Below are 15109 nucleotides of genomic sequence, written 5' to 3' on the forward strand. Positions count from 1 at the left end.
AGAGACCAATGTCTGATCGCAATACGGAAACAAGCCTCAGTAGACGCCAGCTTCTTGGTTCCACAGCCGCAGCGGCTGTGGCCGGGGCGGCCACGGTTGGTGGTGGCGTACTAACGGCATCGACCATCACCGCAGCGCCCGCGCTGGCTGCCGGCGGCCAATCGCCCGAGGTCAAGCCCGGCGAACTCGATGAATATTACGTGTTCTTCTCCAGCGGTCAGTGCGGCGAACTGCGGATACTCGGCCTGCCCTCGATGCGTGAACTGATGCGCGTTCCGGTTTTCAACCGCTGCAGCGCCACCGGCTGGGGCCAGACGAACGAAAGCCGGAAGATCCTGACCGAGGGTCTGCTGCCCGAAACGAAGGAATATCTCGCCGACAAGGGCGGCATCTACCTCAACGGTGACCTCCACCATCCGCATCCGTCCTTCACGGACGGAACCTATGATGGTCGCTATCTGTTCGCAAACGACAAGGCCAACACCCGCGTCTGCCGCATCCGGCTCGACGTAATGAAGTGCGACAAGATCATCCAGTTGCCTAACCAGCATACCGTTCACGGGCTGCGCGTGCAGAAATACCCGCGTACCGGGTATGTGTTCGCCAACGGCGAGGACCGCGTGCCGATCCCGAACGATGGTTCGGTGCTGGACGACCACAGCCAGTATCACGCCATCTTCTCGGCAATCGACGGCGACACGATGAAGGTGGCCTGGCAGGTGATGGTCGACGGCAACCTCGACAACGTCGATGCCGACTATCAGGGCAAGTATGCGTTTGCCACCTGCTACAATTCCGAGGGGGGCGTGAACCTCGAAGAGATGATGGCGAAGGATCAGGACTGGATCGTCGTCTTCAATCTCAAGCGCATCGAAGAAGCCGTTGCCAAGGGCGAGTTCAAGGAAATGGGTGGCGTGCCGGTCGTCGATGGCCGCAAGGGCTCGCCGTACACTCGGTACATTCCGATCTCGAATGGCCCGCACGGCATGAACACCGCGCCGGACGGCATTCACATCGTCGCCAACGGCAAGCTTTCACCGACCGTCACCGTTATGGACGTGCGCAAGTTCGACGACTTGTTCGACGACAAGATCAAGCCGCGTGACACCGTGGTTGCCGAGCCGGAACTGGGTCTTGGACCGTTGCACACAGCCTATGACGGGCGCGGCAACGCCTACACGACGCTGTTCATCGATAGCCAGATCTGCAAGTGGAACATCGAGGACGCCAAGCGCGCCTATCAGGGCGAGAAGGTCAATCCCGTCCGCCAGAAGCTCGATGTTCACTACCAGCCGGGGCACAACCACAGCTCGATGGGACAGACGAAGGACGCCGACGGCAAGTGGCTGATCTCGCTGAACAAGTTCTCCAAGGACCGGTATCTGAACGTTGGTCCGCTGAAGCCGGAAAACGATCAGCTCATCGACATCTCCGGCGACGAGATGGTGTTGGTTCACGACAATCCCACTTTCGCAGAGCCGCATGACGCCACCATCGTGCACAACTCGAAGATCAATCCGGTGAACGTCTGGAACCGCGAGGATCCCTTCTTCGCCGACGCCGTTGCCCAGGCGAAAGCTGACGGCATCGATCTGATGATCGATTCCGAAGTGATCCGCGACGGAAACAAGGTGCGCGTCTACATGACCTCTGCCGCTCCGGCCTTCGGGCTTGAGAGCTTCACTGTGAAGCAGGGTGACGAGGTGACCGTCTACGTGACCAACATCGACGAGGTGGAAGACCTGACGCACGGCTTCGCCATCATCAACTACGGCATCAACATGGAAGTGGCCCCGCAGGCGACCGCGTCCGTGACCTTCAAGGCCGATAAGCCCGGCGTGTGGTGGTACTATTGCTCGTGGTTCTGCCATGCCATGCACATGGAGATGAAGGGCCGGATGCTCGTGGAGCCGAACAAGGCATGACGCATCTTCACGATGCGGCGATGTGGGGGATGGCGGCGGTTCTTGCCGCCATCCCCGCAACGGCGGGGGCGGAGACAATCCGCCTCTCGCCTGCCGCCACGCCCTCACTCCAGCAGGCGATTGATGCCGCCCAACCCGGCGACGAGTTGGTGTTGGAAGGCGGCCGCTTTCAAGGCCCGGTTACCATTGGCAAATCGTTGACGCTTCGCGGAGAAAAGGGAGCTGCAATCGCAGGCAATGGTGCGGGCACCGTTGTGACCATAACCGCTGAAGACGTAGTGTTCAGCGGTATCACCGTCAGCGGTTCGGGCAGCGATCTCGAGGCGCTGGACTCCGGCGTTTTCGTTGCGCGGACTGCCAAGCGAACGATTGTCGAGAACAGCCGGATTGAGGGCAACCTCTTTGGAATCTATCTGCATGGTGCGGGAGACTCGATCGCTCGCAACAATGTCATCGTCGGTACAGGCGATGGCCGGCTGAGCGAAACCGGCAATGGGGTGACAGTTTGGAATGCGCCCGGCGCCCGCGTGACCGACAACGACATCAGCTACGGCCGCGACGGCATCTCTACCAATGCCAGCAAGCGCAATGTCTTCAGCGGCAACCGCTTTACGAACGTGCGGTTCGCCATGCATTACATGTACACCAATGACAGCGTGATCAGCGACAACATCTCGACCGGCAACTCGGTCGGATATGCCATCATGTTCTCGAGTCGGTTGAAAATTACCGGCAACATCTCCGATGGCGACCGGGATCACGGACTGCTGCTGAACTATGCAAACGGCTCCACGGTCGTTGGCAATACGGTCCGCGGCCATTTGCAGCCCGCCTCCCGCTGGACGGACGGCGGCACCCGGCAAGAGCATGGCGTTCCTGCTTCGGAAGGTGAAGCCCAACAGGACGAAACCGGCATGCGGCTCGGCCCGGAAAAATGCGTCTTCATCTACAATGCGAACAAGAACCGCCTGCGTGACAACCTCTTCGAGAATTGCGCCATCGGCATTCATTTCACGGCCGGTTCCGAGGGCAACACCTTGAGCGGCAACGCCTTCATCGGCAGCCGCAACCAAGTGAAGTATGTCGGAACCCGGTATGTCGACTGGTCGGAGAACGGGCGCGGAAATTACTGGAGCGACAATCCCGCTTTCGATCTCGATGGCGACGGCATTGGCGACAATCCCTACCGCCCCAATGATCTGATTGACCGCGTTCTGTGGACCGCGCCGCAAGCGAGGGTGTTGACGAGCAGTCCCGCTGTTCAAGTAGTGCGCTGGGCGCAGGCGCGTTTCCCCGCACTATTGCCTGGCGGCGTGACCGACAGCCATCCGCTGATGTCGCCCCCGGCACATAAGGAGCAACAACCATGAACCCCACCGTGAGCGTCAGCGACGTCACGAAAACCTATGGCGGCAAGGTGCATGCTCTGCGTGAGCTCTCCTTTACCCTTAATGAGGGTGAAACTGTCGCGCTTGTCGGCCACAATGGCGCAGGCAAGACCACGCTCATGAAGCTTTTACTTGGGCTGATTCGCCCGACTTCGGGCGGCGTGCGAGTTCTGGGCGAGGATCCCGCTGAAGGCGATTTCGGCGTACGCCGCGCGCTCGGCTATCTGCCTGAAAGCGTGTCGTTCCACATGGCGCTGACGGGGCGTGAAACCCTGTCCTTCTACGCCCGCCTGAAGCGGGTGAGCGCCAAATGCGCCGACGAGCTGTTCGAGCGCGTCGGCTTGGAGGCCGCCGCTGTCGACCGGCCGATCCGAACCTATTCCAAGGGCATGCGCCAGCGGCTCGGTCTGGCCCAGGCGTTGCTGGGTGCGCCCCGCGTCCTGCTGCTCGACGAGCCGACAAGCGGGCTGGATCCCGCCTTGAGGCGCAGGTTCTACGGCCTGATTGATGAATTGCGGGCAAGCGGCACGACAATTCTGTTGTCTTCGCATGCGTTGGGCGAGCTGGAGGATCGCACCGGACGCGTCATCATCATCAACCGGGGCTTGAGAATTGCCGACGGTACGCTTGACGATTTGCGGAATATCGCCAGTCTGCCCTCGCGCATCCGCGTTAGACCGACCCGTGAGGGCACATCGGAAGCAATGGAAATGGCCGGCATTCATTGGCTGCCGACAGGCGATGGCAGCACGGAAGCAGACGTGATGCCCGCGCAACGGATGGCGCTTCTGCACCGCCTGACCGCGCCGACCGCGGGCATTGAAAATCTTTCAATGATCGAGCCCACGCTCGATGATCTCTATGCCCACTTCCTCAATAGCCAGGAGGCGGCGCAATGAGCAATATTCTGATCGTTGCGGGCAAGGAAATGCGGGAGGGCATGCGCAATCGCTGGGTGCTCGCGACAACGCTGCTCCTTGCCACATTGGCACTGACACTGACCTTCCTCGGCAGCGCACCCACCGGCAACGTCGGGGCCAGCCGTATCGATGTGGTAATCGTCAGCCTTTCCAGTCTGACCATCTTCCTGGTTCCGCTGATCGCGCTTCTGATCTCGCACGACGCCATCGTCGGCGAGATAGAGCGTGGAACGATGCTGCTGCTGCTCGGCTACCCGGTCGGGCGTGGCCAGATCGTGTTGGGCAAGTTTCTTGGTCACCTCGCAATTCTGTGCATCGCCACCGTCTGCGGCTATGGCACTGCGGCCATTGCGCTTGCGGCCATGGGCGGGGCGACGGACGCACAGAGCTGGCTGGCTTTCCTCTCGATGACGGGCTCCTCGGTTTTGCTGGGCGCGGTCTTCATTTCAATCGGCTATCTGGTCAGCGCGCGTGCCGCCGAACGTAGTACCGCAGGCGGCATCGCGATCGCCATCTGGCTGTTCTTCGTTCTGATCTACGACATGGCGCTGCTCGGCGGGCTGGTTGCGGCGCAAGGACGCTCGCTGCCGGATGGACTGCTGGACTTTCTGCTGCTGGCCAACCCGACAGATGCATACCGGCTCCTTAATCTCGGCGGCGGGGGTGCCGCAGCCCTGTCCGGCATGGGCGGACTGGCGAAGACATCGATCCTCACGGGTGAAATCTTGCTTCTGGCGCTCTGCCTCTGGGTGGCGGCACCGCTTGCGCTCGCCTCGATGACCTTCTCAAGGAGAGAGATATGAAAGCCATCCACATCGCCGCGATCGTGGCTACGGTCCTTCTTTCCGGCTGCAACAAGCAGGAACAGGCGGAGGCGCCCGCTCCGTATGCGCTGACACAGGAGGCTATGGGCCGCTACTGTGGCATGAACCTCCTCGAGCACGCCGGCCCGAAGGGGCAGGTCATTCTGCAGCAGATCCCCGAACCGATCTGGTTCTCTTCGGCGCGTGACACGGTTGCCTTCACGATGCTGCCGGACGAACCGAAGGAGATCGCCGCCATCTATGTCTCCGATATGGGTAAGGCGCCGAGCTGGGAAGCGCCGGGCATGGAAAACTGGATCGACGCGCGCACGGCATTCTATGTTATTGGCAGTACGCTTCGCGGCGGCATGGATGTCGAGGAAGCCGTGCCCTTCTCAAAGCAGGATGCGGCGCAGGCCTTCGCGGCGAAAAACGGCGGACGAGTCGTGACGTTCGGTGAATTGCCTGAGGACTACATTCTCGGCGGCGATCAGGGCGTCGAAAACGCCGAACAAGGAACGTAAGACATGAATAAGCCAGTAAACCGTCGCCGCTTCATCACGGTCATGGCAGCTTTCGCGGGTTTGCCGCTGTTGCCTGCCGCCGGCCGTGCGATGCCGTCCACCGAGCCTGTGATCTGGCGGGGGCAGGCGCTGGGCGCGCCGGCCACGCTTGTCCTCAATCATGAGGATCGGACGGAGGCACAGGCTCTCATCAAGAAAGTGGTGGCGGAAGTGGCCCGCCTTGAGGGCATATTCAGCCTTTATCGAGAGAACTCCGCGCTCAGCGAACTGAACCGGGTGGGCGCACTGGCCGCGCCGCCTGCCGAGTTGGTTGAGCTGCTCGAAACCTGCAGGCATTTTCATCAGCTCAGCGATGGCAGGTTCGACCCGGCCATTCAGCCGCTGTGGGCGCTCTATGCCCGGCACTTTGTAAGCGCGGATGCCGATCCGGCCGGACCGACGCCGGAAGAGATCCGCAGCGCGGTGGCGCTTGCGGGTTTTGACAAGGTGCATTTCGACCGCAATCGCGTTGCCTTTTCTCGTCCTGGCATGGCGGTTACGCTCAATGGGATCGCTCAGGGGTATGTGACCGACCGAATCGTGATGCTGCTTCGGGATGCGGGCGTTACCAGCAGTCTGGTGGACATGGGCGAAAACAGCGCGATTGGTTCCAAGGCCGATGGTTCGCCGTGGCGGATTGGGCTGGCGTCATTCGAAAACGAGGCGGAGCCGGATCTGGTTCTCGATGTCACTGATCGGTCGGTGGCGACGTCTTCCGGCGCGGGTTTCCTTTTCGACCCGGCGGGGCGCTTCAGCCATATCCTCGATCCGCGCACCGGCACGACCGCTCGGCAATACGAACGCGTTTCCGTTGTCGCACCACTTGCTGCGACTGCCGATGCGCTCTCCACCGCATTTGCGCTGATGACACCCGTTGAAATCAGTTCGCTGGCGAAGACCGTTGGCGAGATCGATGTGCATTTGCGCACACAGGACGGGCAGACCTGCTCAAACAAAAATCCAGCTGCGACAGGAGACTGCACAATCTGAGCGGTCAGGGCCGCTTCGTCGGGCGGGGGTCGAAGGCCTTGCTCGCGGTACCGGATTGCAGACGGAGTGAATACCGTTCTGCATTTCCGGTAACGGCAATAGTCTCTGCGGCTGGGCTCAGGCCCTAGTCCACGTAGTACTTGGCGTAGTGCTTGCGGAATTTTTCCGAGCCGCCTTGATCGCTGTAGGACGGCAACTCGTCCATGTCGGTCTTATTCAGGACGACGCCGAGGATCTTCGAATTGATGTCGATCTCCGCGTCAAGAATCTCCCGCACCAGCCGCGCGGGCGTCTTGCCCCATTCCAACACCAGTATGAAGCCGTCCGCATGCTGGGCGAAGGCCTTTGCATCGACCACCGGGCCCAGCGGTGCCAGATCGACGACGGTGTAGTCGAAAGTCTTCCGGGCGTTTTCCATCAACGTTGCCATGCCGGGAGCTGCAAAGATCTCGTTGGTATAGTGGAACTGCTCGTCGATGGATCCCGGTGCGATCGGCAGGATCGCGAGCTTCGTTTGCTGGTCGACCTTGACCGTCGATGCCCAGGGAACCTCTCCAAGGGCTGCTTCGACGAGACCCGACTTCGGCACGGGCTTCAGCATTCGGCTGAGGCATGGATTGCGCAGGTCGGCATCGACCAGCAACGTGCGCTTGCCTGTCGAGGCGAGCAGGAGCGCGAAATTGGCCGCAAAAGTAGTATTTCCCTCGCCTGGCGCCATCGAAATGATGCCGATAACCCGGTTGGGCCGCCGCTGCAGAAGTACGTCGCAGGCGAGCTTCGCATGCCGCAGCGTTTCGGCGAAGGTCGATTGTGGTGCGTCCCGGACGATGCGCGTCATTCGTTCGAGAGGCAGCGGTTCTTCGGGCGCATCCCGGTCGGCATCGCCTGGATTTAGCAGATCACGCAGATTGAACTTCTTCTTCGGCCGCTTGCCGATCAACGGCAAATAACCGATCGACCTGTGCCGGAGGAGCGAGCGAACGTCGCTTTCGAGCCGCAGGCCGCGTTCCTGCATTTCCAGAAGAAACGCGAACGCGCCGCCCGCCATGAGGCCAAGGACCGCCGAAAGCGCCAGCACCATGGTTTTCTTCGGATTGGACGGTGAAACCGGCACCCCCGCCTCCGAGATTACCCGCGCCTTGGCGATTGGGAAGGATCGCTGCTGCGACGCCTGCTCGTAGCGGTTCAGGTAGCTGTCGTAGAGGGCCTTCAGCGCCGTCGACTTCTGTTCCAGTTCCCGCAACTTGACCAGCGCCTGGTTGGCGTCCGAGTTTGTGCCGGCAACTTTGTCGATGCTGTCACGAAGCGACTGTTCGCGTGATCGGGCGACCTCGTATTCGTTGCGGTAGGTCGCGGTCATCTGCTGCAGTTCACGGAAGATCTGTCGTGACAGGTCCTCCTTCTCCGCCCGCAGCGCGACGGCCTGTGGATGGTCCGCGCCGAAGTTCTGCGTCACGTCCTGTTCGCGCTTGCTGACGGCGGAATGTCGAGTCCGTAGATCCTGAATGACGGAGCTGTCGATATCCTTCGAAGCGATCGTGGAATTCTGGACTGCGCTTTCCGGTCCCTTCTCGACGATCGCCTTGAACTGTTCGTAGCGTGCCAAGGCGCTCGCGGCATCGGCCTGGGCAACGATTAGCTGGCTGTTAAGGTCGGTCAGTTGCTGCTCCGACATGAGTTCGCCGCGCGTCGATGTCAGATTGTTCGCACGTCTGTAGGTCTCGACCTCCATTGCAGCTGCTTGCGAGCGCTTGCCGAGGTCATCGAGACGTTCCTGCAACCACACGGAGGCGCGCTCGGACGCTTCGAGATTTGCGCTCAGTTGGTCGGAGAGGTAGGCGTCCGCATACGTCCGCGCGATCAGTGCCGCCAGCTGTGGTTCCGGGGAGGTGAAGGCAACAGAGAGGACGGAACTCCGACCGACGCGCTCCACTTTCAGCGCCTGCTGAAGCATCGCTGCCGCCTTATGTCGCCTGGCGTTCGCGGCCGCTTCCTCGGATATAGGGTCGCCTCCAGAAAAGACGCCGGCGATAGCCTTGAGCCACGATTTGACCGTAGCGATCGGAGAGCGCGCCGGATCGATCAAGGTCTGTTCGCCGGAAAGGTCTGCCTGATCGACGACGCGCAGTGCCAGCTTGCCGGACCTCAGGAGCTCGACCGTGCTGGCTATGCGGGTATCCAGTTGCTGGCCGCTTTGAGGTGAAGCCTCCTGGTCTTCCGCGTAGCGTGACATACTGTCATCGATAAGGATCTGCGTCATCGACGTGTAGAGCGGGGTTGCGAAGCCGAGATAGGCAATGCCGCCGACGATGAAGACACAGGTGAAGATCGCGATCGTCTTCGCCCGCCGCTGCACGGCGGAAAGCAGACGGTCCAGATCGATGAAGGAATCCGAGCTCTCCGCGTTTCGCGGCAACGGTCTGGTCAACGGTAGACTTCTCTGGTTCATTGAAATCTCGCTCTCCCGGGTAGGGAAACCTGCCCCGATGGGCCGGGTCAGGTCTGTGATCGGTTTGGTCATGGTGCCGGCCGGGGCACGCTTATGCCGCGTGGATGCGGCGTTGATGAGACAGAACCATGTCCCTGACGGACTCAAACACCATTCCGCCGATATCGGGTCGCGCAAAGGCAAAGGCGACGTTGGCCTCGATGAAACCTTGTTTGGACCCACAATCGAAGGTGCGCCCGGCATAGGGATGGGCGTGGAACGGCTGCGTTTGCGACAACTTCAGCATGCTGTCGGTGAGCTGGATCTCATTGCCGGCGCCGCGCTGCTGGCGGGCGAGGAAGCCGAAGATCTCCGGCTGGAGGATGTAGCGGCCGTTCAGGAAATAGTTCGAAGGCGCCTCTCCCTGCTTCGGCTTTTCCACCATTTCCGTGACGGTGAAGCCATGCGGTACGGCATCACCCTTGCCGACGATGCCATATTTCGACGCTTCTTCAGGGGCGCATTGCTCAACGCCGACGACGTTTCCGCCGGTGGACCCGTACAGGTCCATCAGGCCCGCCATGCAGCCGCTCGGGCCATGGCAGATCATGTCCGGCAGCAAGAGCGCGAACGGCTCGTCGCCTATCAGGTCGCGGGCACACCAGACGGCATGGCCGAGGCCCAGCGGTGCCTGCTGCCGCGTGAAGCTGACGGTGCCCGCCGCCGGAAGCATGGCCTCCAGTTCCGAAACCTGCGCGTCCTTGCCGGATCTCGAAAGCGAGGAGATCAGCTCCGGCGCATCGTCGAAATGATCCTGGATCGCCTGCTTGTTGCGGCCCGTGACGAAAACGATGTGCTCAATTCCGGCTTGGCGCGCTTCGTCCAGCGCGTACTGCACTACAGGTCGATCGACGATGGTCAGCATTTCCTTCGGCATGGCCTTGGTGGCGGGAAGGAATCGGGTTCCATTGCCTGCAACCGGAATGATGGCTTTGCGCACGGGGCTGATTGTGTCCATGGCGTTATCCTTTGCTGATGTGTGGGCCCTTGCCCGGGATCGATCTTACGCCGGCCGGCTTGGCGGCGGCGCGTATGGTGGGGGCCGCGGAGCGGCCCAGAAGGCGGCGCAGGCGGACGGCAATCGGCATGCGAAGAAGTCGAATTGCGGCGGGATTGCCGATCGCCTCGCGGAGCGCGCGCAAGAGAGCACCGTGTTTCAGGTGTTCGACCAGCGCGAGGAAAGAGCGCGCCTCGCGAAGACTTTTGCTTCGGCGCTGTTGCGCCGCCTTCGCAGATGGGTCGAGGCGATGATCAATGACGAAGCGCTGATCAGAGAGGATCATGGCCTCGACATGATGCGGCTTCAGGACACGGGAAATGGAGCCCTCGCGCACGTGGTAGACGTATCCGGCGGTTGGCTCGACCACACATCGGCCGCCGCGCGCCAGCGCCGAGGCAAGCAGGATATAGTCCTCGCCAATCTTTAGCGTCTCATCGAAGCGCAAGCCGTGTTCTGCGAGGAAGCTTCGTGCGAACACAGGCTTCATGTAGCCGAAATTGTGCTCGGTTCGGAACAGGACGTTGGAGGCGATGAAGGCTGGCAAAGTGAGTTGATTCTGCCGCGCCAGCACTGCTTCCGAAAACATGCGCTGGCGGGAACCGTCGCCTGCGACGACATCGAGATTGTCGACGGCAATTTGGGCCTTGGCCTTCTCGGCACGCGAGATCAGTCGTGCCAGCCGACCCGGCTCCACAGTGTCGTCGGAATCGAGGATCGCGATCCATCGTCCGGTTGCCGCCTCCATGCCGGCATTGCGCGCGCCTCCCGGGCCACGGTTCTGCGAAAGCGCAATCAGGCGCACACGTGGATCGGCGATCCGGCCGACGATGTCCCGGGTCTCGTCCGATGAGGCATCGTCGATGACGACGACTTCTGTGACGACATCGCGTTGAACGAGCGCGCTCTCGATCGCACGGCCGATCGTATCGGCGGAATTATAGGCGGCGATGACGAAAGTGACGTCAGGAGACTCGATCATGACGTGCGTGTCTCCGGCAGCCCGTATTGCTCGATCTCCCGCACGCCCATCAGGCCGCTCACCGCGCCGGCATGCATGATGGCGCGCAGCGCGTAGCGGTAGCGTTGGGCCGGGAAAAAGGCCGTCGCAATGCAGGCACCCGCGCAAAACAGTGATTTCGCTGCAGCAAGCCCGACCTGCGCAACTCTGCCACCATTGTGGGGCCGATCGGCGAGTAGTCTGCCGTGGGTTTGCCCCATGCGATAACGACGCCGGGCGAGCCACGCGAATGTGGCCCGGCTTTCGGTCACCGGCTCGTGCACCCAGGCTGTTGGAGCAAAAGCGATGCGAGCCCCGGCATGCTTTGCGAGCGAGAAGAACTCGGTGTCCTCGCCGCCCGTGCGGCCGAGCGAAAGGCTGAAGCGGCGTCCCGCAAGAGGCCGGGCCGTGAGACGAAGCAGGACGTTGCACGTGTAGCCGGTACGGATTTCCCCGCCGACCCAGACAGGGCGGGTCGAATGGAGATCTGCACGGCGCATCCATTTCGGTGCCGTCCCGTATTGCGCCTTCACGGGACCCAGTACGACATCGGCTCCGTTTTCGCTCATCGTCTCCACGAGACGGACCAACCATTCTGGCGAGGCGGTTTCGTCGTCGTCGATGAAAGCGAGAAACTCGCCGCGGCTCTGATCGAGGCAGGCGTTACGGGCAATCGAGATGTTCGACGCGGGGCAGTGGATGTAGTCGATCCCAAAGGGGATCTCAGCACGCAGGTTTTCGACGAGACCCGCGGCGCTCGGTACCACATCGTTGTCAGCGACGATGATGCGCACCGAGCTGTCGGCGGGCACGTCGATATTGGCCAAGGATCGCAGGGTCCGCTCCAGTTCCGGACGCCTGAAGGTGCAAACTGCGATATCAATGCAGGAGAAAGGCAAAGTCGGCCGCGTCGCGCTCATGGCGTCACCCCTGCGTTGGCACCATAGGCCGCCATTCGTCTGCCACGGAAATCGAAAAGCTCGCGCCAGAAGCCGGCAGACCAGGCAAAATGCATCACCATGGCCGAAATGGCGGCAAGCGGGCCGTAGGCGTTGCGTTGGCCGATGGCCATCCAGAAGCCGTAGCCAAGGCAGGCGAGGGCCCAGAACCCGACCGGAATGACAGCTGCCCAGTTGATAATGGCAAGCAATGCGCCCGCGGTCACGGGCATGACGGAGAGCGGGATCACCTGGCGCAGGCTCGGCCATGCACGATGCTTGAGGACGTTCCGCGCCCGACCACGACCGTAGGCGAAATACTGGCGGAAGAGCGGCCCGGCGCTGGCGCGCGGATAGTAGATCATGCTCGTCTTCGCGGTCATCCAGATGCGGTATTGCGCCCGGTTCAGCCGGTAGTCGAGTTCGGCATCCTCGTTGTGGCTGAAGGCCTCGTCGTAACCGCCGACGGCCTGGAAGGCAGCGATGCGCATGAGAGCGTGGTGGCCGTGATCGGCCCAATGGCTGGTTGCGCCGACGCGATGCCTGGCGCCGCCATTGCCGAGCTTTGAGTTCTGCGCAAAAGCGGTCGCCTTCTGGAACGCGCCGAAGCCGATGGTCTGCATGGCGACCACAACGGAATCAGCACCGGTCGCGGTGGCCTCGTCCACCAGCACCTGGCAATAGTCGTCCGGGTATTGGCCATGGGCATCGATCCGGATCAGGTAGTCGTATTGCGCGCCGAAGGTGGCAACGGCGAGGTTGACGGCCGCGCTCTGGATGCGTCGGGGATTGTCGAGCAGATGGACCTTCGGATTTTCCGACGCGATCTCGCGAACGATCTCCCGCGTGCCGTCCGTGCTGCCACCGTCGACGACGACGAGCATCGAATCGAGCGCTTCAAGCGCGCCGCCAAGCTTGTCGATCAGCGGTCCGATGTGCTCGGCCTCATTGAGGCAGGGAATGACGATCAGGCAGCGCACGGATGCAAGCGTTTCACCTGTCATGTAGGTCGATCTCCATTTGTTGCGGCTTGTGCCAGGGCGCGGGCGCGACCGGCCGGTTGCGGCGATCCGGCCACCTTTGCGAGACGATGCACCAGGGCCTGGCAGTCACTCCGGCCGAAGGTCCAATGCCCGGCGCCCTGCCGGGCGATACGGGCGAAGTGGTCGGAATAGCTTTGACGTTCGACGGTCGAGAACAGATCGACCAGACTTGCGACGGTGTCATTGTCGAGAGTGAGGCCGATCTGTTTGCCGGCGAGGTAGCGGGCAGTCTCGGTGCCCTTGATCGCGATTGGAACGGTGCCGTACCGGCAGCCTTCATAGACCCGGTTCGGCAGCAGCCAGGCCGAGTTCAGGCCCTCCTCGAAGAAATCGATGGCCCAGCAGAACTGGACCTCGCTGTAGATTTCGCCGAGGTCTTCCGGATTGCGGTAGGCCCCGCGAAAGCTCATGAAAGGTTCGCCACGCATGAAGGTGTCGAAATCCTTCAGCTCGGCATAGGTCGGACGGCCGCGGACGACGATCTCGACCTTCCCCTCCATAGCGCGCGAGAAGCGCGAAAGCAGATCCAGCGACTTGCGGCAGCGCAACGCACCGAACCAGCCGATCCTCCAGGGGGCATCCTCACCGGGGCAGCGCGGCCCGGGCACGGAAGGCGCATCTTCATCAAGCTCGAGAACCTTGTTTTCAAGGAGGAAAACCGGTGCCTCGATACCGGACAACGGGCGAAAATAATTCTCGACGAATGCGGGCGAACTCGTCACGAGCAGGCTGACGCCCTGCCCAAGCCTCGCTTCAACGGCCCGGATGGCTCGACCAGCCCAATCCTTGCGCAGCAACAGGCGGTGGATATCCAGGCATTCATAGACGATCGGCACATCCCCGCCGAGGAGCGACACGGCCTTTTGTGCGATCGCGAGCATTTCGAGATTGCGCGCGATGATCAGGTCCGGCCTCGTGATGCCTTGCAACGCGCGCTCCAGCCGTAGCCGTGCAACAGCAATCGCGCCGATACGCTGGACGAAGCGGGCATCCTCGGTCACGCCGAGCTCGATCGGCGTGACGCCGCTGATGGCGGCTCCCGTCTTCTCTCCTCGGCGAAAGCCGGCGAGCGTTACCACGGCGTCGCCTGCCTGCAGGGCAAGCACCCTGCGCCGCACTGCCGGGTCGGCAAGGTCGTGCGCGAAATAAAGGATTCGCAGCATCAGAACTCCGGTTCTCCTGCCCGGACAGCACCGGGCGCGTTCAAGTAGTGTTGTCGGCCGCGTTGCCGTGGCCGACGATTGTGCGACAGCGCCTCTGCGCCGTCAGTTCAGCGTGCAGGCCACGGATTCGGCGAACTGGCACCCGTCCCCTTCGGCGGTAAAGGCGATGCGGTCGATGAGAAGCTGCGTCGGCGCGCTGTAGCTGAACGTCCCCATCCAGTCGGTCAGGCTGTCGGTGCCCCAGAGGCTGACGAAGATCTTCTGGGCATTGACAGGGAGCTTCGTTGCATCCGTCACCTCATGCACGAGTGTGCCGTTGACGTAGTAGCGCAGCCGCTGCTTCTCCCAGACGAAGGCGTAGTCGTTGAAGCCGCTGTTTGCACCGCCGGGCACATCCGCCAGCGCCTCGTTTCCGCCCTTGCCGGAAACGTATTGGTTGAGCTGCACCTTGGCCGGGTTCTTGCCGAGCACCTCGAAATCGATCTCATCGTGCGGCTTCTTGTCGGCCGGGCCGATAAAGGTGAAGAAGGCCGAGTTGAGACCGGAACCGTCGGCGGCCTTCATCCGCACTTCATAGGTGCCGTAGCCGAAGCGGCTGCGCGTCTGGATCTCGCCGCAGGCATAGTCCCGTTCACCAAGCTGACGTCGCTCGAAGGTCAGGGAAAGTACGCCGCTTTCCGCACGGACCTGGTCATTCGACCACGTGCAGTTCTGGTGTGCGCCGTTGTTCCAGCCATCTGAGACGTACCAGATGGATGTGTCCAGCTTGTCAAAATTCTCGACGAAGGATGCGCCGCTCGCGCCCTTCTGGGCAGCCGCCGGGGAAGAAAGGACTGCTGCAAAGATAGCTGCGAGCGTGAGGGAGTGCATTCGTTTTGTCATGATTGATCT

The 15109-nt window shown here is 61.8% G+C and carries 13 protein-coding genes; 6 read left to right on the forward strand and 7 right to left on the reverse strand.

Annotated features, from left to right (window positions below):
• The first annotated feature begins 8 nt into the window (after positions 1-8).
• The 6 genes from nosZ (at position 9) to IB238_RS21960 (ending at position 6589) form a co-directional block, all read left to right on the forward strand.
• Entirely contained in the window at positions 9-1925 is a 1917-nt protein-coding gene (gene nosZ, locus IB238_RS21935; RefSeq protein ID WP_192252155.1) for a TAT-dependent nitrous-oxide reductase, read from the forward strand.
• Entirely contained in the window at positions 1922-3295 is a 1374-nt protein-coding gene (locus IB238_RS21940; protein WP_192252158.1) for a nitrous oxide reductase family maturation protein NosD, read from the forward strand. Before nosZ ends, IB238_RS21940 begins: the two co-directional genes overlap by 4 nt.
• A complete protein-coding gene (locus IB238_RS21945) occupies positions 3292-4212 on the forward strand; it encodes an ABC transporter ATP-binding protein (protein ID WP_192252161.1) in 921 nt (306 codons plus the stop codon). Before IB238_RS21940 ends, IB238_RS21945 begins: the two co-directional genes overlap by 4 nt.
• A complete protein-coding gene (locus IB238_RS21950) occupies positions 4209-5036 on the forward strand; it encodes an ABC transporter permease (RefSeq protein ID WP_192252164.1) in 828 nt (275 codons plus the stop codon). The genes IB238_RS21945 and IB238_RS21950 overlap by 4 nt, the downstream gene beginning before the upstream one ends.
• Entirely contained in the window at positions 5033-5560 is a 528-nt protein-coding gene (locus IB238_RS21955; RefSeq protein WP_192252167.1) for a nitrous oxide reductase accessory protein NosL, read from the forward strand. The genes IB238_RS21950 and IB238_RS21955 overlap by 4 nt, the downstream gene beginning before the upstream one ends.
• A 69-nt stretch (positions 5561-5629) precedes the next feature.
• Positions 5630-6589: an FAD:protein FMN transferase gene (locus IB238_RS21960; RefSeq protein WP_246723767.1), complete on the forward strand. Its 960-nt coding sequence runs from the start codon at positions 5630-5632 to the stop codon at positions 6587-6589.
• Positions 6590-6713: 124 nt separating this feature from the next.
• Here the strand turns inward: IB238_RS21960 and IB238_RS21965 are convergent, their stop codons facing one another.
• From IB238_RS21965 to IB238_RS21995, 7 genes are all read right to left on the reverse strand, one after another.
• On the reverse strand, positions 6714-9038 hold the full coding sequence (locus tag IB238_RS21965) for a Wzz/FepE/Etk N-terminal domain-containing protein (protein WP_192252173.1): 2325 nt from the start codon (positions 9036-9038) through the stop codon (positions 6714-6716).
• Positions 9039-9129: 91 nt separating this feature from the next.
• The gene (locus tag IB238_RS21970) at positions 9130-10035 is read right to left on the reverse strand and encodes a UTP--glucose-1-phosphate uridylyltransferase (protein WP_192252175.1); all 906 of its coding nucleotides are present in this window, start codon (positions 10033-10035) and stop codon (positions 9130-9132) included.
• A 4-nt stretch (positions 10036-10039) separates the two neighbouring features.
• A complete protein-coding gene (locus tag IB238_RS21975; protein WP_192252178.1) occupies positions 10040-11056 on the reverse strand; it encodes a glycosyltransferase family 2 protein in 1017 nt (338 codons plus the stop codon).
• Complete coding sequence (locus IB238_RS21980; protein ID WP_192252181.1) at positions 11053-11994, reverse strand: glycosyltransferase family 2 protein; 942 nt, start codon at positions 11992-11994, stop codon at positions 11053-11055. Before IB238_RS21980 ends, IB238_RS21975 begins: the two co-directional genes overlap by 4 nt.
• Positions 11991-13016, reverse strand: a complete 1026-nt coding sequence (locus IB238_RS21985) for a glycosyltransferase family 2 protein (RefSeq protein ID WP_192252184.1) — start codon at positions 13014-13016, stop codon at positions 11991-11993. Before IB238_RS21985 ends, IB238_RS21980 begins: the two co-directional genes overlap by 4 nt.
• On the reverse strand, positions 13013-14218 hold the full coding sequence (locus tag IB238_RS21990; RefSeq protein WP_192252187.1) for a glycosyl transferase family 1: 1206 nt from the start codon (positions 14216-14218) through the stop codon (positions 13013-13015). Before IB238_RS21990 ends, IB238_RS21985 begins: the two co-directional genes overlap by 4 nt.
• 102 nt (positions 14219-14320) lie before the next feature.
• On the reverse strand, positions 14321-15100 hold the full coding sequence (locus tag IB238_RS21995; protein ID WP_192252189.1) for a glycoside hydrolase family 16 protein: 780 nt from the start codon (positions 15098-15100) through the stop codon (positions 14321-14323).
• Positions 15101-15109: the final 9 nt, after the last annotated feature.

The organism is Rhizobium sp. ARZ01 (assembly GCF_014851675.1).
Classification (GTDB): Bacteria; Pseudomonadota; Alphaproteobacteria; order Rhizobiales; family Rhizobiaceae; genus Mycoplana.